The sequence below is a fragment of the Pseudomonas ceruminis genome (genome assembly GCF_021602025.1).
Lineage (GTDB): Bacteria > Pseudomonadota > Gammaproteobacteria > Pseudomonadales > Pseudomonadaceae > Aquipseudomonas > Aquipseudomonas ceruminis.
This window is the reverse complement of the sequence record NZ_BQHW01000013.1, coordinates 125732-148705: the sequence shown is the minus strand read 5'-3', so window position 1 is coordinate 148705 and position 22974 is coordinate 125732. Positions and strand designations below refer to the sequence as shown.

Sequence of the window (22974 nt, the reverse complement as noted above, 5' to 3'; positions counted from 1 at the left end):
CAGCACTGACTGAGCAAGTATTGGGAGCACCCCAGAGTGTTGCGGGGTTTTCCCACCCAGCGCGAGGTAACGCGTTGCGGGGTGTAACAGGTCGGCGCGGGTGTGCGCCTCATGATCTGCTTAGCGGGTCTGCTTCTGGCAGTCCCTCTACAGCGGAATCTGGATTCTTGTGATTTGGCGGCTACAAGTCAAGAAAAATTATTGCCAATTTTTCCTCAAGATGAATTCTCGCCACCACTAAAAACCTAGTCAGCAGCAGGAATAATAAGATTTCCACAAAAAAGGGCCACAATCTGCGGCCCTTGAAGGAAAAAGAGAGGAAATCAGGCGGAAGGAGCGATCAATTGATCGAACTCTGCTAGCAGGCGGCGTAGCGCGCGACTTTGTTCCGGGCGATCGACGAACACCGTCTCAGCCATGACCAGGATGCCCGACGCACTGGGCAACGGGTGGCCCAGCTCGATAATGAGCTTCATGCGTGGCAGGAAAATCCACTGCAGCCACTGCTCGAAACTCAAGGTGTCCACCGCAAAGGGCACTGTACTGGCCAATGCCTCATCGGTTGGCGCCTCGTCGTCCCACCAGCCCTGCACCTGCAGCTCACGTTCGATCAGCAGCAGGTGGTCGGCGATGTCCAGGATACGTTGCTCGATCATCAGGAGCTGACCCGTGCCTTTTGCCGCGCCAATGCAGCCCCTGCGCTGTCACCCTGCTTTTCGCGGGCCTGGGCGATGGTGTTCCACAACTCAGCCTGCAGGTCGGGGCGGCCATTGGCATAAGTCAAAGCACGGCGGGCCAATTGCTCGGCCTGCGCGGCATCACCTTGCGACAGGCGCACCTGGGCAAGGCGGAACAAAACCTGCGGTTCACGCGGGGCGATACGCTGGGCGCGCTCCAGGCTCGACGCAGCGCCGTTGAAGTCACCGCTGCCTTGTTGCGACTGGGCGGTGGTCAACAACGCCAGCACCGGGCCATCAAGCTGTTCGTCGGCCGACAGGCCACCGGAGGATCCGCCGCTGCGCGGGATACCGGTTGGCGCGCTGTTGGTGGCTGGGGCGCTGTTCATCGAGGCGATGTCGAACGGCTCGTCGGCAATTGGATTCGGGTTGGTGGTCATCGGTGCGGAATTGCCCGGCCCGGTGGTGATCGGCGTCGTACTGATCGGCGCGGCACCGTTGCCTGCCGGGAAGGTCTGGATGCCCGCGGCACCCGCCCCTTGCGGGATCATCACGGTCACGCCGGAGTCCTCAGGCAGCGACTGCGCCTGCGAGGTGCCGTTGCTCATGCCAGCCGCCGAGCGGTTGGCCGTGACACGCTCACTGTTGGACACACGCGTGCTCGAGTCCACCACCGGAATGTTGCCACGCGGCACACTGGAGCAACCCTGAAGCACCACCAGTGCCGTCACGGCAGGAAACAGCCACTTATTCAATTCACACCTCATCAATGCAGCCAGTGCTTAATTCATCCAGCCTTTGACCCAGTCCATGACCGATTCTGCCGGATTCTGCTCGCCGCCACAGGTCGCGCCGGCGGGCGGTTCGCTGCCGCGAATATACGGCATCTGCACCGCTCCCGGACAGCTTCCGTCAGAACCGCGGCCACTGTACGGATCGATCCAGGCCTGCACCACGTTGTCCGGTTGCGGCATGTCCAGCGGCAGCGGGTCGGCCTTCTTCATGAAGCTGGTCCACACCTGCAGAGCGCCGGTGGCACCGGTGAACGGGGTCTTGCCATTATCATCGCGGCCCATCCATACCACGGCCAGCAGGTCCTGGCTGAAGCCGGAGAACCAACTGTCGCGCGAGTCGTTGCTGGTACCGGTCTTGCCCGCCAGGGTCAGCGAGCTCGGCAACGTGTTGTACACCGAACGCCCCGTACCTTCACGCATCACCCGCTGCATGGCGTTCTGCACCAGATAAATGGAACCCGGGTCGAAGGTTTGCTGGATCTGGAAGGGGTAACGCTTGAGCGGCTCGCCTTCGGCGGTCAGCACACTGCGGATACCGCGCATCGGGGTATTGAAGCCGCCGTTGGCGATGGTCTGGTACATGGTCGCCACCTGCATCGGCGACATCCCACCGGCACCCAGCAGCATTGCCGGGAAGGCTGGCCAATCGACTTTCACTCCCAGTCGACCGATCGTCTTGATCACATTCGGCACACCCACCTCCAGGCCGAGCTTGGCCGTCGACAGGTTGTAGGAGTTGGCCAGGCCCTGGTAGAGGTAGATCGTGCCATGCGGGCGACGGTCATAGTTCTGCGGGCGCCACACCTGGCCGTCAGCCCCTTTGACCGAGAATGCCTCGTCCTGCACCCACGTGGTCAGCGTGTACTTGCTCGGTTGCTCCAGTGCGGTCAGGTAAACGGCTGGCTTGACCAGCGAGCCAATGGGCCGCACGGCATCGATGGCGCGGTTGAAGCCAGCAAAGCCCGACTGCCGGCTGCCGATCAGGGCCTGCACCTCACCGGTTTCCGGGTTGGTCACGACCATCGCCGACTCGACCGCATCAGCGCCTTTGCGCCCGGCCAGGCGTTTGAAGGTTTCGTTCATCGAGGTTTCGGCCTTCATCTGCAGAATCGGGTCGAAACTGGTGAAGATGCGCAGGCCCTCCTCGGTCAAGTCTTCGTCGCGGTAGTCCTGGCGCAGCTGGCGCTTGACCAGGTCGAGGAAGGCCGGGAACGAGCTGTCGGCCAGGCTGCCACGCGTGGTCACGCCCAGCGGCATCTTTTTCGCAGCGTCTACAACGGCCTGGCTGGCCACCCCCTGCTCGGCCACCAGGTCGAGCACCAGATTGCGGCGGGCCAGGGCGCGCTCAGGATAACGACGCGGGTTGTAGTAGGAAGGCCCCTTGACCATCCCCACCAGCAAGGCGATCTGGTGCAGCTTGAGCTCCGACAGCGGCTGACTGAAGAAGAACTGGCTGGCCAGGCCGAAGCCATGCACGGCGCGCTGACCATCCTGGCCGACAAACACCTCGTTGAGGTAGGCCTCCAGGATTTCGCGCTTGTCGTAATGCATTTCCAGCAATACGGCCATCATTGCTTCAGTCAGCTTGCGGCTCAGGCTGCGCTCGCTGGTCAGGTAGAAGTTCTTTACCAACTGCTGGGTCAGGGTACTGCCCCCCTGGCGCATCGACCCGGCCGAGGTGTTGACCCATATCGCACGGGCGATGGACTTGGGCGACACCCCGAAGTGGCTGTAGAAATCGCGATCTTCGGTGGCCACCAAGGTTTCGAGCAGGTACGGCGGCACCTGGTCGATCTTGATCAGGATGCGGTCTTCAAGGTTCTTCGGGTAGATGCCGCCGATCATCAGCGGCTCCAGGCGGACCACGTCGAGCTTGCCACCGTTGGCGCCCGACAGGCCGGCAACGTAGTCGCCAGAGAAGCGTACCCGCACGAACTGCGCAGGCTCCATGCCCTCGTAGAACTGGAAGCCGCGGGTGTTCAGGTCAACGGTATTGCCGTTGACGGCCGCAGCGCCCGGGCCATTGGCTGCGCTTTCACGCCGATAGCCGAGCGCGTCGAGCTCGGTGAGGAAGTCGCTTTTGCTCAGCTTCTGGCCGACGAACAGCTCCAGCGGCCGGGCATACACCTTGGCTGGGATGGTCCAGCGCTTGCCGGAGAACTTCTCCTGCACGACGGCATCGAGGTAAACCGCGAAGCCGGCGACGATCACCAGGCCGACCAGGCTGAGCTTCAATGCCCAGCCCAGCCAGGCGCGCGAGCGGCCGGTCGGGCGTTTCTGAGGGGTACGGGAATTTCGGGTTCGAGTCATGGCGGCGGATTATACGCACTTTGTAAAGGCTGGGCAGGCGCCCTCTGGCGGTATGCAGGGGCGGCACCATTGACCATAATGGCGCTTTCGAATTCCCTGCCCCCGGAAGGATTTCCCGTGAGCCAAGCCTTGATCAACGCCTTGCAGAACCCTGCCCTCTACCCTCACCCCGTGGACGGGTTCCAGCTCATCGAGACGCACATCTCCTGGGTTCTGCTGACCGGTGAGTACGCCTACAAGATCAAGAAGCCGATGAACTTTGGCTTTCTCGACTTCACCGCGCTGGATCAGCGCGAGCATTTTTGCAACGAAGAGTTGCGGCTTAACCAGCGCCTGACCGAAGGCCTGTACCTGGAAGTCCTGCCGATCACCGGCACAGCTCAAGCACCACAACTGGGCGGCGACGGCGAAGTGATCGAGTACGCGTTGAAGATGCGCCAATTCCCCCAGGGTCAGATGCTCAGCACCCTGCAAGCCAACGGGGAGCTCAACGCCAGCCACATCGACCAGATGGCGCGGCAGATTGCCGAGTTCCACCTGCAGACGCCCAAGGTTCGCGCGGACCAGCCTCATGGCTCAGCTGAAAGCGTCATGGCCCCGGTGGAGCAGAACTTCGAACAGATCCGTCCCTTCCTCAGCGACAAGGCCGACCTGCAGCAGTTGGACAACCTGCAGGCTTGGGCCCAGAGCAGTTTCGAGCGCCTCAAAGGCCTCTTCGAGGCGCGTAAGGCCAATGGTTTCATCCGCGAATGCCACGGTGACATTCATTTGGGCAACGCCACCTTGATCGATGGCAAAGTGGTGATCTTCGACTGCATCGAGTTCAACGAACCGTTCCGCATGACCGACGTCTGGGCCGACACCGGGTTCCTCGCCATGGACCTGGAAGACCGCGGCCTCAAGTGCCTGGCACGCCGCTTCATCAGCCAGTACCTGGAACTGACCGGCGACTATGAAGGCCTGGAAGTGCTCAATTTCTACAAAGCCTATCGTGCGCTGGTGCGGGCCAAGGTGGCGCTGTTCAGCATGCCGGCCGATGCCGATGGCATCCAGCGCGCCACCACCCTGCGCACCTACCGCAACTATGCCAACCTGGCGGAAAGCTACAGCGCCATCCCTTCGCGCCTGCTGGCCATCACCCAGGGGGTTTCGGCTGTCGGCAAGAGCCACGTGGCCATGCGCCTGGTCGAAGCGCTCGGCGCCGTGAGGGTACGTTCGGATGTAGAGCGCAAGCGCCTGTTCGGTGAACAGCCGCAGGCAGACGTTGGCCAACTGCAGGCCGGCATCTATGGCCAGGATGCCAGTGCTGCCACCTATGAACGCCTGCACCAGCTGGCCGCGACCATTCTGCGCGCCGGGTTCCCGGTGGTGCTCGACGCCACGTACCTCAAGCGCGACCAGCGCCAGGCTGCATCAGGTGTTGCCAGCGAAACCGGCGTGCCGTTCCTGATCCTCGACTGCCACGCCCCCGAGGCAGTGATTGCCAGCTGGCTGGCACAGCGCCAGGCGGAAAACGCCGATCCATCGGATGCCACCCTGGAAGTGGTCAAGGCGCAGCAGGCCACCCGTGAGCCACTCGACGAGACCGAACAGCAGCACGCCACCCGGGTTGATACACAAGATGCCAACAACATGAACCAGGTGATCGAGCAGATCCGTCAACGCTTGCCTGGCCTGTAAGCCCGCGGCATTGCCCCTAGCGGGCCTGCACAGGTCACACCTGTGCGGGCCCGCATGCACGGTACCTCCCCGCGCAAACAGGGCATCTCGTCGCCCCCGATGGCAAAAGGCCGCGCATTTTCCATCCCCCGCTACACTCCTCTCTGACCTGCTCGCGATTTATCCCCATGACCCGTTCAGCCATCGCAAGGAGGCTCGATGAACGATGAATTGCAGCACCTGAAGAATCTTGGCAAGACCTCCGCGCAGTGGTTGCATGCGGCCGGCATCCATAGCGCATCGGATTTGCGGCGCCTGGGCGCGGTGGGCGCCTACCAGGCGGTAAAGACACGAGGTTTCCGAGCATCGAAGGTGTTGTTGTACGCGATTGAAGGGGCGCTGCTGGACATGCACTGGAACGATTTACCTGCCGAACGCAAGCAAGCGCTCAATCAACAGCTCGATGCGAAAAGCCCTACGCAAAAAAATATGAAATAAACGCAGAAAGGGGATTGACGTCGAAATGAGAATCGTTATGATTATCACAACTGGTCGCGAGACTGGTTGGATAAACTGAAAGCCCCTGGTTCGGACTCTCAGATTATCTCCTCATCAGGCTAATCACGGTTATTGACCCGGCTCTTTGCCGGGTCTTTTTTTACTTGCGTAACTGAGCGCAATAGTCCTGCTCCGGCATCGCCGCTGTATACCAGACGTAATCAGCCATCCCCGGCTCGACCTGTTCCCCTACCTCGGCCAACAACAGCACCTTGCTCTGTCCCTTCGCCCCCAAGTCGGCCAGGTGCAACGGCACGCCCAGGTCTTTGCGCGCATGGTACGCCCCGGTGAACAGCAACGCCGGCTGGGGGGCAGCCAGCAGCCGCTCGGCTATTCGCCGGTCCCGCTGCTGCTGAACTGCCAACATGGCTGGCAACTGGCTTTCGGGTAGCAGGCCGCAGTGCCCGGCCCTGACCTGCTCGAGCAAGGCAGCTTTCACCGCAGGCGCGTTCGACTGCACCCCGGCCAGCGGTACCGGCTGTCGATAAGTGGCCCGTACCTCGGCCAATGACAGGTTGGCGGCCAGCAACCGTACACGGTGTTGCAGCGCTTCGCGCACGATCGGGCCGTACAGTTGCCAGTCCCAGCCATTCTGCCAGCCCAACGCGGTGGGCAGATCCTGCGGCAGCGGCCGCTGCCTTTCGAGGGTATCAACCCGCGCCTGTTGCTCGGGCTGCAACATCTCCAACAGCAGACTGCCTTGCGTGCGCTGGGCCTGCAAGGCACGCAGCAACCACAGTTGCAAGGCATGATGATCGGGGTTGTCATGTTTCTCGCCGACCACCACGCGCGGCACCTCCGCCAGGCGTAAGACCAGTTGCTCAGGGGAGATGACCTCGCCGCTGGCCAGATCGCGGACCTGCCCCAGCTCCACACGGTCACGCCCCTCGCTGCTCTGCCAGGCGGGTAACGGGGGCAAGCTTGCCTGGCAGCCACCCAGCGCCAGCACCAGGCACAGCAGCGAGCCGGACAGCAATGGATGACGCATGAACAATGCCTCCTAGCGGGTGATGATCAGCGGATGGCCGCGCTCCGGGTGCGCCTGCACCAGCACGTCGATGCCAAACACGGCCTTGAGCGCCGCTGGGTTCAGCACCTGCTGCGGTGCAGCAAGAGCATGGCAGCGGCCGTCTTGCAGAAGCAGGATTCGGTCACAGTAGCGCGCCGCAAGGTTCAGGTCATGCAGGATCACCAGCACTGCCGCGCCCTGATCGGCGAAGCTGCGCACCGCCTGCAGGGTGGTGTGCTGGTGCAATGGGTCGAGCATCGAGGTCGGCTCATCGAGCAGCAAGGTAGTCCCCTGCTCCCCCGGCCACAATTGGGCCAGTACCCTGGCCAGGTGAACCCTTTGCCGCTCGCCACCGGACAATGCCAGGTAACTGCGTTCGACCAGGTGCCAGGCATCAGCGGCGCGCAGCGCGGCTTCGACAACCTCCTGATCACGGTGCTGGCCAGTGTCGTGGGGCAGACGGCCCATGCCGACCACTTCTTCCACCCGAAAGGCGAAGCCCAGGCTGGACACCTGCGGCAGCACCGCCAGGCGTTGCGCCCGTGCCTGGCCCGACCAGTCACCCAACGCCCTGCCCTGCAGTGTCACGCGCCCCTGGCTGGGTAATAGCTCGCCACACAGGGCCGCAAGTAAGCTGCTCTTGCCCGCACCATTGGGCCCCAGCACGCCAAGTACCTCCCCTGGCATCAGGTCGAGATGAATATCGTGCAGCACCTCGGTGGTACCACGACGCAGATGCAGCCCTTCGACCTTGAGCATCAGCCGCGGCCCCTCACCAGTAGAAACAGGAAAAACGGCGCGCCAATGAAGGCGGTGACGATCCCGATCGGCAACTCTGCCGGCGCCAGGGCAAGCCGCGCCACCAGGTCGGCGAACAGCAACAGTGTACCGCCGGCCAGCAGTGACGCTGGCAGCAGAACCCGGTGATCAGGGCCGGCCAGCAGGCGCACCAGGTGCGGCACTATCAGGCCGACGAACCCGATAAGGCCTGCCGCTGCCACCGCCGCCCCTACGCCCAGCGCCGTACAGAACACCAGTTCGCGCTTGAGCCGCTCCACTTCAACGCCCAGGTGCCGCGCCTCCGACTCGCCAAGAAGCAAGGCGTTGAGCGCCTGGGCCCGACGGGGCAACCACAAGGCTACGCCCGCCACCACCAGCAACAACGGCCACAATCGCTGGTAGCTGGCGCCGTTAAGGCTACCCAGGTTCCAGAAGGTCAATGTGCGCAGCGTGGCGTCATCAGCCAGGTAAGTGAACAACCCCACCGCCGAACCGCCCAGCGCAGTCAATGCGATACCGGCAAGCAGCATGGTGGCAACATTGGTCTGGCCATCGCGACGCCCCAACCGATACACCAGCGCGGTAACGCCCAGCCCGCCGATAAAGGCGCAGACCGACAGCAGGTAGGGCGCGAACCAGTCCGCAATGCCCCCCAACCAGCTGCCACCGACGATCGCCACCGCAGCCCCCAGCGCGGCGCCACTGGCCACGCCCACCAGGCCTGGGTCGGCCAACGGGTTGCGAAACAACCCCTGCATCGCCACGCCCGACAGCGCCAGCACCGCCCCCACGGCCAAGCCCAGCAGGGTACGGGGCAAGCGGATCTGGCCAAGGATCATTTCGGCCTGCTCCAGGCCATCAGCGGCGATGGGCAACCCCAACAGCCGCAAGCCCGCGCGCAGGGTATCGAGCAAAGGCAGGCTGACCGGCCCCAGCGCCAGCGACAGCCATACTGCCAATAGGCACAACAGGCTCAAGCCCACAAACAACGTACGCGGCTGAATGCGTTGCTTCATTGTGAGAGGCTGACCTTGGCCGCCGGATAAAACGCTGCGGCCAGGCCTTGCAAGGCGACCGGCAAACGAGGGCCAAGGCCGCCCACCAGCAGCGTGGGGTCAAGTGTTACCAGACGCTTGGTGCGGACCGCGCGGGACGCGGCCAGGGCGGGGTTTTCCTTGAGCAGCGCCTGCAAGGCCTGCTCACCGTCCAACGCGCGGTCGGAGAACACCACGACATCCGGGTCCAGCGCCGCCAATGCCTCAGTGGAAAAGTTCTTGTACCCCTGGTGTTCAGCCAGGTTACGGGCCCCGGCCTGGCGCAGCACCCAGTCCCCCGCGGTGCCCTGGCCGGCAATCATGGGTTTCGCGCCAGCGTGGCCGACCAGCAGCAGCACACCGGGTGCCTGGTGGCCTGCCTGGGCCTGCTTGACCTTGTCTTGCAGCGCATCGAGTTGCTGATGATAGTGGGCCGCCAGTTGAGCGGCTTGCTGTTCGGCACCGAGCAATGCCCCCAGGTGCTCGAGGTTCTCATCAACGGCCGCCAGCTCTGCCTTGCTCGAGAACAACTCCACGCGAACCCCGGCGTTGCGAATCTGCGCCAGCACCGGTGGCGGCCCCATTTCTTCGGTACCCACCAGCACATCCGGGCGCAGGCTGAGGATGCCTTCGGCCGACAGTTGCCGTTGATAGCCGATGCTTGGCAACGCCTTCAGCGATTCGGGGTGCTGGCTGGTGGTGTCGACCCCCACCAGGCGTGGCTCCCCGCCCAGCGCGCTGATCCACTCGCTCAAGGCGCCACCGGCACTTACCCAGCGCTGTGGCAGGTCGGCGGCCAGCGCCTGGGTGGAAGCAACGAGGGCTGCACACAAGGCGAGCACGGCAGTAGGACGGCGCATCATCGGATTCCTTCTGAAGGCTGGCCGCAAGCCTTGTGGCCAGCGGCGGAACTGCGCACCATAGACGCTCGGCGCAGCCAATGCGGGCAATTTGATAATTATTCGCATTGACGCGTCAAGCCATCCTGTTGTTTCACGAGTCAGCTGAGTTATGCACTTTCTTTGTCCTTCCGCGGCGCTGGCCGAGGGCCACAGTCGCGCCTTCAGCGTAGACGGCGTCGAACTGTTCGGCGTGCGTCGCCAGGGCCAGGTGCACCTTTATCGCAACCGCTGCCCGCACCGGGGCATCCCCCTGCATTGGGCGGCGGACGCCTTTCTCGACGACAGCGCCAGCCTTATCCATTGCGCGCATCATGGGGCTCTATTTTTGATCGAAAGCGGCGAGTGCGTTGCCGGCCCCTGCGAAGGCGAGGCACTGCAGGCCCTGACATGCCTGGAGGACAGCCAGGGCATCTGGCTCAAGGACCCAGCAGCACCGGAAGCGGACGGTCGATGACGATCTGCTCGGCATCCAGCCGTGCGCCGTATGCCAGCACCTCTACCCCGTCTGCCACAGCGGCACGCAGCGCGGTCGCGTAGGCCGCGTCAATTTCTTCGGCCGGGCGCACCGCCTCGATACCCGTAAGGTTCACGCAGTACAGCTGCACCGCACGGACGCCCCGACGGGCCAGGGCCGCCAACTCACGCAGGTGCTTCGCGCCACGCTGGGTCACCGCGTCCGGAAAGGCGGCCACGGCCGTATCCGGATAGCCCAGGGTCACGCTTTTGACTTCGACATAAGCCGGCCCGTCAGCGAACTCCAGGCGAAAATCGATACGGCTGCTTTCCTCGCCGTAGGCCACTTCACGCTTGAGGGCAGTGAAACCAGCCAGCTCGCGGATCACCCCGGCACGCAATGCTTCTTCGACCAGCGCATTGGCCCGTCCAGTATTGATGCAGGCCAGGCGGCCCTGGGGTGTTTCGCTGATTTCCCAGGTGCCAGGCAGCTTGCGCTTAGGGTCGTTGGAACGGCTGAACCAGACCTGCCCACCCTCGCGCATGCAGTTGAGCATCGACCCTGTATTGGGGCAGTGAATGGTCAGTTGCTCGCCACTGGCCAGTTCGACGTCGGCCAGAAAGCGCTTGTAGCGGCGCAGCAGCCGCCCTTGTTCGAGCAGAGGAAAGAACACCATCAGCCTCGCCAGCTCCGCAGGCCACGGGCGATGCGCTGTACTGCCTCTTCCAGGCGCGGCAGGCTCTGGGTGTAGGCAAAGCGCACATGATGACCCGCCAGATGGCGACCAAAATCCAGGCCAGGGGTGAAGGCCAGGTGCTCGGTTTCCAGAAAGTGCTGACAGAATGCAAAGGCATCACCGCCAAAGGCACTGATGTCAGCATATAAATAGAATGCGCCCTGCGGTTCCACCGCGATGCGGAAGCCCAGCTCACGCAACGCCGGCAGCAGGTAATCCCGACGGCGCGCAAACTCGGCGCGGCGTTGTTCGAAAATGGCCAGGGTGTCTGGCTCGAAACAGGCCAGGGCGGCATGTTGAGCCATGCTCGGGGCACTGATATAGAGGTTCTGCGCCAGCTTCTCCAGGTCGGCCACGGCCTCGGGTGGCGCCACCAACCAACCGAGCCGCCAACCCGTCATGCCGAAATACTTGGAAAAACTATTAAGAACGAACGCCGAGTCATCCACCTCCAGCACGCTGGGTGCGTCCATACCGTAGGTCAGCCCGTGGTAGATCTCATCCACCACCAGGTGGCCGTTGCGCTCCCGCGTAGCCTTGGACAGGCTGGCCAAATCATCGCGGCTGAGCACCGTGCCGGTCGGGTTGGCCGGTGAGGCGACCAAGGCTCCGACAGTGTCCTGATCCCAGTGGCGATCAACCAGCTCGGCGGTCAGTTGGTAGTTCACCTCAGGGCCCACCGGTACCAGCTGTGCCCCACCTTCGACCAGGCGCAGGAAATGGCGGTTGCACGGGTAGCCTGGGTCCGCCAGCAACCAGTGCTTGCCCGGGTCTACCAGCAGGCTGCTGGCCAGCAGCAGTGCCCCGGAGCCGCCTGGCGTGATGAGGATGCGTCCAGGGTCGACCGTTACGCCATACCGCTGGGCATAGAACCCTGCGATTGCCTCGCGCAACGCAGGCAAGCCACGCGCTGCCGTATATCGGGTATGCCCGGCCGTCAGCGCGGCCTGGCCTGCCTCGACAATCGGCGCGGCGGTGGTGAAGTCCGGTTCGCCGATTTCCAGGTGGATCACGTCGTGGCCGGCCGCCTGCAGCTCGTTGGCACGCGCCAGCAACGCCATGACGTGGAAGGGTTCGATGGCGCGGCTTCGCGCACTGTAGGGGTGGGCCATGACCTTCTCTCAATTGGGTCTAAACTGTTGATTCTACCTTTGCACGGCAGCGAACGTGTGCTTGATGGCGCTGTCAACACCTAGGATCGGGCGGGGTAGCGCACCCCCGATCTATCTGGTAAGTTCGGCGGCTCGCAGTCGCAGGGCCGGCGGGTGCCGGAGATGGAGCAGCCTGCGCATAGGATCAGATGAGTGAGAGGCGGTCTATTCATGTCCACCCTAGAAAAGCAAAAATCCAGTCAAAAGCTTTTTGGCGTCGACCCTTACAAGGAAACCAAGGGTGAGGAATACATGGGTGCCCCCATGCGAGCCCACTTCAGCAACATCCTGAACGCCTGGAAGAAAGAGCTCATGGAGGGGGTCGACAAAACTGTAGACCACATGAAGGAAGAAGCGGCCAACTTCGCCGACCCGGCGGACCGTGCAAGCCAGGAAGAAGAGTTCGCGCTGGAACTGCGCAGCCGCGATCGCGAGCGCAAGCTGATCAAGAAAATTGATAAAACCTTGCAGCTGATCCAGGACGAAGAGTACGGCTGGTGCGAATCCTGCGGCATCGAAATCGGCCTGCGTCGCCTGGAAGCCCGCCCGACTGCGGACCTGTGCTTCGACTGCAAGGAACTTGCGGAGAAAAAGGAAAAGACGGTCGGCAAAGGCTGATCGTTCTCCCATCCGAACGGGGCGCATCTGCGCCCCGTTTCATTTGTGACCCAGCACGATCCCATGAACAACGCCTCCTACATCGGGCGCTTCGCCCCCACACCCAGCGGCTTCCTGCATTTCGGCTCGTTGGTCGCAGCCCTCGCCTCCTGGCTCGACGCTCGCGCGGTCAATGGCCGCTGGCTGCTGCGCATGGAAGACACCGACCCGCCTCGGGAAATGCCCGGCGCCCGCGACGCGATCCTGCAGACACTGGAACGGTACGGGCTGGAGTGGGATGGCGAGGTGGTGTACCAGAGCCAACGTCACGGCGCGTACGCGGCGGTGGTGGACCGCCTGTTCAACCTGGGCCTGGCCTATGCCTGTACCTGCTCGCGCAAGCAACTCGAGGGCTACGATGGCATCTATCCGGGCTTTTGCCGCAATGCCGGGCACGCGCGCGAAGGCGCGGCGATCCGCTTGCGGGTGCCCGAACTGATCTACCGCTTCAAAGACCGGGTGCAAGGTGACTTCCAGCAGCACCTGGGCCGTGAGGTGGGAGACTTCGTCATCCAGCGCCGGGACGGGCTTTACGCCTATCAACTGGCCGTGGTGCTGGACGATGCCTGGCAGGGTGTTACCGATATCGTGCGCGGTGCGGATTTGCTCGACAATACGCCACGCCAGTTGTACCTGCAGGAACTGCTGGGTTTCGCCCAGCCGCGTTACCTGCATATTCCACTGATCGTTCAGCCCGATGGCCACAAGCTGGGCAAGTCGTACCGCTCGCCACCGCTCGAGGCAGACCAGGCAACGCCGTTGCTGTTGCGGGCATTGCGGGCGCTGGGCCAGGAAACTGACCCTGGATTAGAGAAAGCGACACCGGCTCAAGTGCTGGCCGTAGCGCGGCAGCAGTGGCGACCCCAGGCGATCGCACAGCGCACCACAGTGCCTGAGGCTGATTTGTACTGAGGCAGCATTGGCCCAAAAACAAAAGCCCAATAATTTCAAACCCTTGGCGAACCCTACCGATTCCCGCTAGCATCGCCCCAGCCATTTGCGCCAATAATAAGTCCAAGCCCGCAGCGCCCAACCATCGAGGCCAGCATGTACATCTATCGTTTGGTCCTGCTTCTGGTCGTGGGGATCTACCTGTTCTCCCCGGCCATCATGGACTGGTGGATCGAACCGACCGGAGCCTGGTACCGCCCCTACCTGCTCTGGCTGATCCTGATCGTCGTCACCTTCATCCTGCAGAGCCAACGAGATGCCGATGAGCTTTAGCCTCACCCAGATGATCCTGATCAGCGCCGGGTACCTCATGGTCCTGTTCGGCGTGGCCTGGATCAGCGAACGTGGGCTGATACCCCGCTCGATCATTCGCCATCCCCTGACCTATACCCTGTCGCTCGGGGTCTATGCCAGTGCGTGGGCCTTCTATGGCTCTGTGGGCCTGGCGTATCAATATGGGTATGGGTTCCTGGCCTGTTACCTGGGGGTGTCCGGGGCCTTCCTGCTGGCGCCGGTATTGCTGTACCCGATCCTCAAGATCACCCGCACCTACCAGCTTTCGTCGCTGGCCGACCTGCTTGCCTTTCGCTTTCGCAGTACCTGGGCGGGCGCACTGACCACCATTTTCATGCTGATTGGTGTGCTGCCCCTGCTGGCCTTGCAGATCCAGGCAGTCGCCGACTCGATCAGCATTCTCACCGGCGAACCGGTCAAGGCCCGGGTGGCGTTCGCCTTCTGTACGCTGATCATCCTGTTCACCATCTTCTTCGGTTCGCGCCATATCGCCACCCGCGAAAAGCATGAAGGCCTGGTCTTCGCCATCGCCTTCGAGTCGGTCATCAAGCTGCTGGCTCTGGGTGGCATCGGTCTGTATGCCCTGTATGGGGTGTTTGGCGGCCCCCACGGGCTGGAAGTGTGGCTGCTGCAGAACCAGACCGCTCTGGCCGCGCTGCACACGCCACTGCAGGAAGGCCCCTGGCGCACCTTACTGCTGGTGTTTTTCGCCTCGGCCATCGTCATGCCGCACATGTACCACATGGCCTTCACCGAAAACCTCAACCCACGCTCGCTGGTCAGTGCCAGCTGGGGCCTGCCGTTGTTCCTGCTGCTCATGAGCCTTGCCGTGCCGCTGGTGCTGTGGGCAGGCCTGCGCTTGGGCGCCAGCACCAACCCTGAATACTTCACCCTGGGCCTGGGCATTGCCGCCAACAACCAGGCGCTGGCACTGCTGGCCTACATCGGCGGGCTTTCCGCCGCCAGCGGGCTGATCATCGTTACCACCCTGGCGCTGTCGGGCATGGCCCTCAACCACCTGGTGCTACCGCTGTATCAGCCACCGGCCGAAGGCAACATCTACCGCTGGCTGAAATGGACCCGGCGCGCACTGATCGTGGCCATCATTACCGCCGGTTTCATGTTCTACCTCACCCAAAGCAACCACCAGAGCCTGGCCAACCTGGGCATCGTCGCCTTCGTCGCGACCTTGCAGTTCTTGCCCGGGGTCCTGTCGGTACTGTACTGGCCCACGGCCAACCGCCGCGGCTTCATCGCGGGCCTGCTGGCCGGGACCGCAGTGTGGATGGTCACCATGCTGCTGCCCCTGCTGGGCAACCTGCAAGGCTTCTATATTCCGCTGCTGGACATGATCTATGTGCTCGACGACACCAGCTGGCACATGGCAGCCATTGCCTCGCTGGCAGCCAACGTCCTGCTGTTCACCCTGATTTCGTTGTTCACCAACGCCAGCAGCGAAGAAGTCAGCGCCGCCGAGGCCTGCGCGGTGGACAACGTGCGTCGCCCGCAACGGCGCGAGCTGCATGCCGCCTCGCCCCAGGAGTTCGCCACCCAGTTGGCCAAACCCTTGGGCGCCAAGGCCGCGCAGAAAGAAGTCGAACAGGCCCTGCGTGATCTCTACCTACCCTTCGACGAGCGTCGCCCGTATGCCTTGCGCCGCCTGCGCGACCGCATCGAAGCCAACCTTTCGGGGCTGATGGGGCCGAGCGTGGCCCAGGACATGGTGGAAACCTTCCTGCCCTACAAGTCCGGTAACGAAAACTACGTTACCGAAGACATCCACTTCATCGAAAGCCGCCTGGAAGACTACCACTCGCGCCTGACCGGCCTGGCCGCCGAGCTCGATGCCTTGCGCCGTTACCACCGCCAAACGCTGCAGGAGCTGCCCATGGGCGTCTGCTCCCTGGCCAAGGACCAGGAAATCCTGATGTGGAACAAGGCCATGGAAGAGCTGACCGGCATCGCCGCCAAGCATGTGGTCGGCTCACGCCTGGTGACCATCAGCGAACCCTGGCGCAGCCTGCTGCAAGGGTTCATCAACGTGCCCGACGAACACCTGCACAAGCAACGCCTGGCCCTGGACGGCCAACCACGCTGGCTGAACCTGCACAAGGCCGCTATCGACGAGCCACTGGCACCAGGTAACAGTGGCCTGGTGCTCCTAGTCGAAGACCTCACCGAAACCCAGGCCCTGGAAGACAAACTGGTGCACTCCGAGCGCCTGGCCAGCATCGGCCGGCTTGCGGCGGGCGTGGCCCATGAGATCGGCAACCCGATCACCGGCATCGCCTGCCTGGCGCAGAACCTGCGCGAGGAACGTGAAGGCGATGGCGAAATCACCGAACTGTCCAGCCAGATCCTCGAGCAGACCAAGCGCGTGTCGCGCATCGTCCAGTCGTTGATGAGCTTCGCCCACGCCGGCGGCAGCCACCAGAACAGTGAAGAGCCCGTCTGCCTGGCCGAAGTGGCACAGGATGCCATCGGTCTGTTGGCGTTGAACCGGCGCAATTTCGAAGTACAGTTCTTCAACCTATGCGACCCGGAACATTGGGCCGAGGGCGACCCGCAGCGCCTCGCCCAGGTGCTGATCAACCTGCTCTCCAACGCCCGCGACGCCTCCCCACCCGGCAGCGCCGTGCGAGTGCGCAGCGAAGTGAACGAGCATACCGTCGACCTGATCGTCGAGGACGAGGGCAGCGGGATACCCAAGAGCATCATGGACCGCCTGTTCGAACCGTTCTTCACCACCAAGGACCCAGGCGAAGGCACCGGACTGGGCCTCGCTCTGGTCTATTCCATCGTGGAAGAGCATTATGGGCAAATCACCATCGACAGCCCGGCCGACATCGAACGGCAACGTGGCACACGGATCCGCGTGACCCTACCCCGGCATGTCGTAGCGACGTCCCCTGAAATTCGAGACCGTCGAGAGAATTGAATCAATGCCGCATATTCTGATCGTCGAAGACGAAACCATCATCCGCTCGGCCTTGCGACGTTTGCTTGAGCGGAACCAGTACCAGGTCAGCGAAGCCGGCTCGGTGCAGGAAGCCCAGGAACGCTTCAGCATTGCCACCTTCGACCTGATCGTCAGCGACCTGCGCCTGCCCGGCGCACCGGGCACTGAACTGATCAAGCTGGGCCAAGGCACCCCGGTGCTGATCATGACCAGCTACGCCAGCCTGCGTTCGGCGGTGGACTCCATGAAAATGGGCGCAGTGGACTACATTGCCAAGCCCTTCGACCACGACGAGATGCTTCAGGCGGTGGCGCGTATCCTGCGTGATCGGCAGAACGCCCCGGCGCCTGCCACGGTCGCCGAGCCTCGCGCCAACGGAAAGCCAGCAGCCGACAAAGGCACACCGGCGTCTGCCAATGGCGAGATCGGCATCATCGGTTCGTGCCCGCCGATGCAGGACATGTACAGCAAGATTCGCAAGGTGGCGCCTACCGACTCCAACGTCCTCATCCAGGGTGAGTCCGGTACCGGCAAGGAACTGGTCGCCCGTGCGCTTCACAACCTGTCACGCCGGGCCAAGGCACCGATGATCTCGGTGAACTGCGCGGCCATCCCCGAAACCCTGATCGAGTCGGAACTGTTCGGCCATGAGAAAGGCGCGTTCACCGGCGCCAGCGCCGGGCGTGCCGGCCTGGTGGAGGCCGCGGATGGCGGCACGCTGTTCCTCGACGAAATCGGCGAGCTGCCCCTTGAAGCTCAGGCCCGGCTGTTACGCGTGCTGCAGGAAGGTGAAATCCGCCGGGTGGGTTCAGTGCAGTCGCAAAAGGTCGACGTGCGCCTGATCGCCGCGACCCACCGTGACCTGAAAAACCTGGCCAAGGCCGGGCAGTTCCGCGAAGACCTTTATTACCGCCTGCATGTCATCGCCCTGAAGTTGCCAGCCCTGCGTGAGCGCGGCAGCGACGTCAACGAGATCGCCAATGCGTTTCTGGCCCGCCAGAGTGCCCGCATTGGTCGTGACGATCTGCACTTCTCCGCGGAGGCTGAGCAAGCCATCCGCCATTACAGCTGGCCAGGTAACGTGCGGGAACTGGAGAACGCTGTGGAGCGTGCAGTGATTCTCAGCGAGAGCGCAGAAATTTCCGCCGAACTGCTGGGCATCGATATCGAGCTGAGCGATCTGGAAGACGACGACATCCTCGACAGCACACTGGCACTGGCCAGCGCCAATAATGCCAGCCATGAGCCCACTGAGGACCTGTCGCTGGAGGATTACTTCCAGCACTTCGTGCTTGAGCACCAGGACCACATGACCGAAACCGAGCTGGCCCGCAAGCTGGGTGTCAGCCGCAAGTGCCTGTGGGAACGGCGTCAGCGCCTGGGCATCCCGCGGCGCAAGAGCAACGCGACCAGCGAGTGACCCCTGCCGGGCCTCGCTGCGGATAAACCCGCTTCCACAGGTACACCACTGCCCCCGAAAACGGTGACAGACCTGTGGAGGCGGGTTTACTTGCGTAAGGGCCCAGGACTCTGACCCCGAGGTAACACACCAGTTTGCGCAGCAATCTGTTACCCACCCCTCGCTGCCGTAACAGTTCCGAGGCATACGGTAACGAAATCTCGGCATTTCCCAGCCCTTCGATTTTGCCAAATCCACCCAACCCCTTGATTTCATTGGGTTTCGAAAAGTTGGCACGCACCCTGCTATATGCTTAGTACAAAAACAATAACAAGCACTGCAACCCAGAATAAGAACAAGACGAAACGGCTCACGCACAATAAAAACAAGACGGCGGAGGCGCAGCTAACTGATTCTTTTGGAGAGGATGCGTGTTTGGGGCTTGCCCCACGACCAGGCAGAGAACAACAAAAACTGCACTAAAAAGCAGCGCCTGAACTGGTTGGATCGAATGATCAACGTGACATCAGCGACCAAAGCAATCCGTTTGCTCTTTACCCCTGATTTGGGGGTCGTCCACAAGCGTTTAGATTTGTGGGCAGGGCACTCAACAAAAACAAGAAGCCCGGTAAAAAAACAATAAGAGCACGCAACGACTTCTTGGGGAGCTTAGGCTCCCCTTGTCGTTTCTCCCTTCTGGCAGGCCATCCTGCTACCGCCTACACCATTCCCCGAGTAAATGCTAGAATCCCCGCCCATCATGCGGCCATTCTCCTATTCTTGGCCGAACATTCCTTCACACAGTGCATCCCATGCTGAAGAAGCTGTTCCAGTCTTTCCGCCCTCCCGTACCGGGCCAGCACCACAAGCGCACCACGCCTGAGGTGATCAACAAGAACCAACACTCGCTGCAACGCCAGCAGTTCAGCCGCCACGCGGTGAACATCGTCGAGCGCCTGCAAAGCGCGGGTTACCAGGCTTATCTGGTCGGTGGCTGTGTCCGCGACCTGCTGCTGGGTATCACGCCCAAAGACTTCGACGTCGCCACCAGCGCCACCCCTGAACAGGTGCGTGCCGAGTTCCGCAATGCGCGCATCATCGGCCGCCGCTTCAAGCTGGTCCACGTGCATTTTGGCCGTGAGATCATCGAAGTGGCCACCTTCCGCGCCCATCATTCCGAAGACGACCAGGGCGACAGCCACCGTTCGTCGCACAATGCCAGTGGCCGCATCCTGCGTGACAACGTATACGGCAGCCTGGAAGAAGACGCACAACGCCGCGACTTCACCATCAATGCCCTGTATTACGACCCCGTCAGCGAGCGCATCCTCGACTACGCCAACGGCGTGCCTGACATCCGCAACCGCCTGTTGCGCCTGATCGGCGACCCGACCCACCGCTACCAGGAAGACCCGGTGCGAATGCTGCGCGCGGTACGTTTTGCCGCCAAGCTGGACTTCGGCATCGAGAAGCACACCTATCAGCCGATCCGCGGGCTTGCCCCGCTGCTGCGTGAAATTCCGCCCGCGCGGCTGTTCGAGGAATGCCTCAAGCTGTTCCTTTCCGGCCAGGGCGCCATCGCCTTCGAAATGCTGGTCGACCTGGAGTTGTTCGAGCCCCTGTTCCCAGCCAGCGCGCAGGCGCTGGAAGAGCGCCCGACCTATACCCATACCCTGATCAGCCAGGCGCTGAGCAATACGGACCTGCGGGTAAAGCAAGGCAAGCCGGTAACACCCGCCTTCCTGTTCGCTGCCCTGCTTTGGCCTGCCCTGCCAAGCCGCGTGCTGCACCTGCAGAACCAAGGCGTGCCGCCGATCCCGGCCATGAACGGCGCCGCCCACGACCTGATCGCCGAACAGTGCGCACGCATTGCCATTCCGAAGCGCTTCACCCTGCCGATCCGCGAAATCTGGGATATGCAGGAGCGTCTGCCACGGCGCAGCGGCAAGCGTGCTGACGTGCTGCTGGACAACCCGCGCTTCCGCGCTGGCTACGACTTCCTGTTGCTGCGCGAGAGCGCCGGTGAAGAAACCGACGACCTCGGCCAGTGGTGGACCGACTATCAGGATGCCAACGACAGTGAGCGGCGCGAGATGATCCGCGAGCTGGGCAGCCGTGATGAGGCCACCGGCACCGGCCCGCGCAAACGCAAGCGCACTGGCAGCAAACGCAAGCGCAGCGGTGACGAGGCGTTTGAGTGACCACCCGCGCCTACATTGGCCTGGGCAGCAACCTGGACCAGCCAACGGAGCAGTTGCGCAGCGCCTTGCAGGCGCTGGACCAGATCGACGGCACCCGCCTGGCGGCCGCCTCGGCCTTGTACACCAGCGACTCGCTGCTGCCGGGCCAACCGCGCTACACCAACGCCGTTGCCGCGCTCGACACCTCGCTTGAGCCGCTGGCCCTGCTCGACGCCCTGCAGGCCATCGAGAATGATCAGGGCCGCGTGCGCAAGGAACGCTGGGGGCCGCGCACGCTGGACCTGGATATCCTGCTGTTCGGCCATCAGGTGATCGACGTGCCGCGTCTGCAAGTGCCGCACTACCACATGCACGCTCGCCCCTTCGTCCTGTATCCGCTGGCCGAACTGGTGTCGCACGACTTCCAGCTGGCCGATGGCCGCACCCTCGCCCAGTTGCTCCAGGCGTGCCCATTCGTCGGGCTGGAACGCTTGTAATTCGGGCGTTCCGGCTCTAGGTAACGCCAGTAACACCCTGTTAGTAACAATGCGGTAACAGGGTGATTGACTTCCCCCACCTCGCTCACGACTATAGGCGTCCCGTGTGGCAGCAAAGTGCCGCACACCCGTATTTAGGCCCGGACGGACCTGTACCCGAACATCACATACGATGATGTGCCGCTCCGGAAGATGACTACACGCGTTGTTTGCAGTCGTTTTTCACAGCGCCTGAACGAGGATTTTCCTACATGCCTGAAGTAACCCTGACCACCCTGCACGGCCTCAAGGCCAAGGGTGAAAAGATCACCATGCTGACCTGCTACGACGCGACCTTTGCCAAGGCTGCCAGCCAGGCCGGCGTCGAAGTGTTGCTGGTGGGCGACTCGCTGGGCATGGTCCTGCAGGGCCATGACAGCACATTGCCCGTCATTACCGCGGAAATGGCCTACCACACGGCCTGCGTCAAGCGTGGCAATGACGGCGCGCTGATTCTTGCCGATCTGCCGTTCATGGCCCACGCCACGCCAGAGCAGGCTTTTGCCAACTGCGCCACGCTGATGCAGGCCGGCGCCCACATGATCAAGCTCGAAGGCGCCGCCTGGCTGGGCGAAACCATCCGCCTGCTGGCCGAGCGTGGTGTGCCCGTGTGCGCGCACATGGGCCTGACCCCGCAAACCGTCAATGTGCTGGGCGGCTACAAAGTACAAGGGCGCCAGGAAGCCCAGGCGCGGCAGATGCGTGCCGATGCCATTGCCCTTGAGCAGGCGGGCGCGGCGATGCTGCTGCTCGAATGCGTGCCCAGCGAGCTGGCGGCAGAAATCACCCAGGCAGTGAACATCCCGGTAATCGGCATTGGAGCCGGCAGCGCGACCGATGGCCAGGTACTGGTCCTGCACGACATGCTTGGCCTTTCATTGAGCGGCAGAGTACCCAAGTTCGTGAAGAACTTCATGGCTGGCCAACCAAACATCCAGAGCGCCCTTGAGGCCTACGTCAAAGCAGTAAAGGACGTGAGTTTCCCTGCGAGCGAACACGGATTCAGCGCATGAACACAGTCAAGACCGTCCGTGAGCTGCGCGCCGCCGTGGCCCGCGCCCGCAGCGAGGGCAAGCGCATCGGCTTCGTGCCCACCATGGGCAACCTGCACAGCGGCCACGCGGCCCTGGTGACAAAAGCGGCGCAGCGCGCCGACTTCGTCGTTGCCAGTATCTTCGTCAACCCGTTGCAGTTCGGTGCCAACGAAGACCTCGACAAATACCCGCGCACACTCGCCGCCGATCAGGAGCGCCTGCTCCAGGCGGGTTGCAACCTGCTGTTCGCGCCCACTGTCGAGGAAATGTACCCCGACGGCATGGCAGTACAAACCCGCGTCAGTGTGCCCCAACTGTCCGAGGGCCTGTGTAGCGCCAGCCGGCCCGGGCATTTCGAGGGTGTGGCAACGGTGGTCAGCAAGCTGTTCAACATGGTGCAGCCAGACCTCGCCGTTTTGGGTGAAAAGGACTACCAGCAATTGGCGGTGATCCGCGCCATGGTGCGCGACCTGAACATGCCGATCCAGATCATCGGCGAACCCACCGTGCGCGCCGAGGACGGCCTCGCCCTGTCCTCGCGCAACGGTTACCTGACGCCGGAACAGCGCGCTACCGCACCGGTGGTTTATCGCACGCTGAAGCAGATCGGCGAGGCCATCGGCCGTGGTCAGCGCGACTTTGCTGCGCTGATTGCCCAAGGGCAGGCACAGCTGACGGCCGCAGGCCTGCGCCCAGACTACCTGGAAGTGCGCCATGCACTGACACTGCGCCCGGCCCTGTTCGATGACCGTGACCTGGTGATCCTGGCGGCCGCCTACCTGGGTAACACACGGTTGATCGACAACCTGTACCTGCATCTGGACGAAAAGACCGCATGATGCCTTGGGGCGCAACGCGCCCCCTTCAAAATCCCCCCGCCATACCCATTCCCTGTGCGTG

21 protein-coding genes are annotated in these 22974 nt (G+C 62.8%); 12 read left to right on the top strand and 9 right to left on the bottom strand.

Going from position 1 to position 22974, the window contains the following annotated elements; translation table 11 throughout:
- Nucleotides 1–323 precede the first annotated feature (323 nt).
- The 3 genes from L6D80_RS16600 to mrcB are packed head-to-tail and all read right to left on the bottom strand — an operon-like array spanning nt 324 to nt 3781.
- Nucleotides 324–656, bottom strand: coding sequence for a YqcC family protein (locus L6D80_RS16600; RefSeq protein ID WP_176515029.1), 333 nt, complete (start codon nt 654–656; stop codon nt 324–326).
- Nucleotides 656–1444 carry a tetratricopeptide repeat protein gene (locus tag L6D80_RS16595; RefSeq protein WP_054903502.1) on the bottom strand — a complete coding sequence of 263 codons (789 nt, stop codon included), beginning with the start codon at nt 1442–1444 and terminating at the stop codon, nt 656–658. Before L6D80_RS16595 ends, L6D80_RS16600 begins: the two co-directional genes overlap by 1 nt.
- Before the next feature lie 15 nt (nt 1445–1459).
- The gene (mrcB, locus tag L6D80_RS16590; RefSeq protein ID WP_176515031.1) at nt 1460–3781 is read right to left on the bottom strand and encodes a penicillin-binding protein 1B; all 2322 of its coding nucleotides are present in this window, start codon (nt 3779–3781) and stop codon (nt 1460–1462) included.
- 117 nt (nt 3782–3898) lie between these two features.
- On the opposite strand from mrcB, the gene L6D80_RS16585 reads away from it, so the two are divergent.
- Complete coding sequence (locus L6D80_RS16585) at nt 3899–5461, top strand: bifunctional aminoglycoside phosphotransferase/ATP-binding protein (protein WP_176515033.1); 1563 nt, start codon at nt 3899–3901, stop codon at nt 5459–5461.
- Nucleotides 5462–5659: 198 nt separating this feature from the next.
- Complete coding sequence (locus L6D80_RS16580; protein ID WP_176515035.1) at nt 5660–5938, top strand: TfoX/Sxy family protein; 279 nt, start codon at nt 5660–5662, stop codon at nt 5936–5938.
- Between the two features lie 160 nt (nt 5939–6098).
- On the opposite strand, the gene L6D80_RS16575 is transcribed toward L6D80_RS16580, so the two are convergent.
- From L6D80_RS16575 to L6D80_RS16560, 4 genes are read right to left on the bottom strand one after another with little or no spacing between them, the layout of a single operon-like run.
- Nucleotides 6099–6986: a ChaN family lipoprotein gene (locus L6D80_RS16575; protein ID WP_176515037.1), complete on the bottom strand. Its 888-nt coding sequence runs from the start codon at nt 6984–6986 to the stop codon at nt 6099–6101.
- Nucleotides 6987–6998: 12 nt separating this feature from the next.
- Complete coding sequence (locus L6D80_RS16570) at nt 6999–7766, bottom strand: heme ABC transporter ATP-binding protein (RefSeq protein WP_176515039.1); 768 nt, start codon at nt 7764–7766, stop codon at nt 6999–7001.
- Nucleotides 7766–8803: a FecCD family ABC transporter permease gene (locus L6D80_RS16565; RefSeq protein WP_176515041.1), complete on the bottom strand. Its 1038-nt coding sequence runs from the start codon at nt 8801–8803 to the stop codon at nt 7766–7768. Before L6D80_RS16565 ends, L6D80_RS16570 begins: the two co-directional genes overlap by 1 nt.
- Nucleotides 8800–9684 (bottom strand): heme/hemin ABC transporter substrate-binding protein, encoded by an 885-nt coding sequence (locus L6D80_RS16560; protein WP_054903509.1) that lies wholly within the window; start codon nt 9682–9684, stop codon nt 8800–8802. The genes L6D80_RS16565 and L6D80_RS16560 overlap by 4 nt, the downstream gene beginning before the upstream one ends.
- Nucleotides 9685–9832: 148 nt before the next feature.
- Here L6D80_RS16560 and L6D80_RS16555 point away from each other — a divergent pair, with 148 nt between their 5' ends.
- The gene (locus L6D80_RS16555) at nt 9833–10177 is read left to right on the top strand and encodes a Rieske (2Fe-2S) protein (RefSeq protein ID WP_082422892.1); all 345 of its coding nucleotides are present in this window, start codon (nt 9833–9835) and stop codon (nt 10175–10177) included.
- Here L6D80_RS16555 and sfsA read toward each other — a convergent pair.
- Together sfsA and L6D80_RS16545 are read right to left on the bottom strand one after the other, a co-directional pair.
- On the bottom strand, nt 10140–10853 hold the full coding sequence (gene sfsA / locus L6D80_RS16550; protein ID WP_054903510.1) for a DNA/RNA nuclease SfsA: 714 nt from the start codon (nt 10851–10853) through the stop codon (nt 10140–10142). The two genes, L6D80_RS16555 and sfsA, sit on opposite strands and share 38 nt — an antisense overlap.
- Nucleotides 10853–12025: a pyridoxal phosphate-dependent aminotransferase gene (locus tag L6D80_RS16545; RefSeq protein ID WP_176515043.1), complete on the bottom strand. Its 1173-nt coding sequence runs from the start codon at nt 12023–12025 to the stop codon at nt 10853–10855. The genes sfsA and L6D80_RS16545 overlap by 1 nt, the downstream gene beginning before the upstream one ends.
- A gap of 210 nt (nt 12026–12235) precedes the next feature.
- On the opposite strand from L6D80_RS16545, the gene dksA reads away from it, so the two are divergent.
- The 9 genes from dksA (at nt 12236) to panC (ending at nt 22913) form a co-directional block, all read left to right on the top strand.
- Entirely contained in the window at nt 12236–12682 is a 447-nt protein-coding gene (gene dksA, locus L6D80_RS16540; protein ID WP_054903512.1) for an RNA polymerase-binding protein DksA, read from the top strand.
- A gap of 63 nt (nt 12683–12745) precedes the next feature.
- Nucleotides 12746–13633, top strand: a complete 888-nt coding sequence (gene gluQRS, locus L6D80_RS16535) for a tRNA glutamyl-Q(34) synthetase GluQRS (protein WP_176515045.1) — start codon at nt 12746–12748, stop codon at nt 13631–13633.
- Nucleotides 13634–13768: 135 nt separating this feature from the next.
- Nucleotides 13769–13945, top strand: a complete 177-nt coding sequence (locus tag L6D80_RS16530; protein WP_003250005.1) for a hypothetical protein — start codon at nt 13769–13771, stop codon at nt 13943–13945.
- Nucleotides 13929–16904 carry a sensor histidine kinase gene (locus tag L6D80_RS16525; RefSeq protein WP_176515047.1) on the top strand — a complete coding sequence of 992 codons (2976 nt, stop codon included), beginning with the start codon at nt 13929–13931 and terminating at the stop codon, nt 16902–16904. Before L6D80_RS16530 ends, L6D80_RS16525 begins: the two co-directional genes overlap by 17 nt.
- Before the next feature lie 4 nt (nt 16905–16908).
- Entirely contained in the window at nt 16909–18345 is a 1437-nt protein-coding gene (locus L6D80_RS16520; RefSeq protein WP_054903515.1) for a sigma-54-dependent transcriptional regulator, read from the top strand.
- Between the two features lie 791 nt (nt 18346–19136).
- Nucleotides 19137–20525 (top strand): polynucleotide adenylyltransferase PcnB, encoded by a 1389-nt coding sequence (locus L6D80_RS16515; RefSeq protein WP_054903516.1) that lies wholly within the window; start codon nt 19137–19139, stop codon nt 20523–20525.
- Nucleotides 20522–21001, top strand: a complete 480-nt coding sequence (gene folK, locus L6D80_RS16510; RefSeq protein WP_054903517.1) for a 2-amino-4-hydroxy-6-hydroxymethyldihydropteridine diphosphokinase — start codon at nt 20522–20524, stop codon at nt 20999–21001. The genes L6D80_RS16515 and folK overlap by 4 nt, the downstream gene beginning before the upstream one ends.
- Nucleotides 21002–21252: 251 nt before the next feature.
- Nucleotides 21253–22053, top strand: coding sequence for a 3-methyl-2-oxobutanoate hydroxymethyltransferase (gene panB, locus L6D80_RS16505; protein WP_054903518.1), 801 nt, complete (start codon nt 21253–21255; stop codon nt 22051–22053).
- The gene (gene panC / locus L6D80_RS16500) at nt 22050–22913 is read left to right on the top strand and encodes a pantoate--beta-alanine ligase (RefSeq protein ID WP_176515049.1); all 864 of its coding nucleotides are present in this window, start codon (nt 22050–22052) and stop codon (nt 22911–22913) included. Before panB ends, panC begins: the two co-directional genes overlap by 4 nt.
- The last annotated feature ends 61 nt before the right edge of the window (nt 22914–22974 follow it).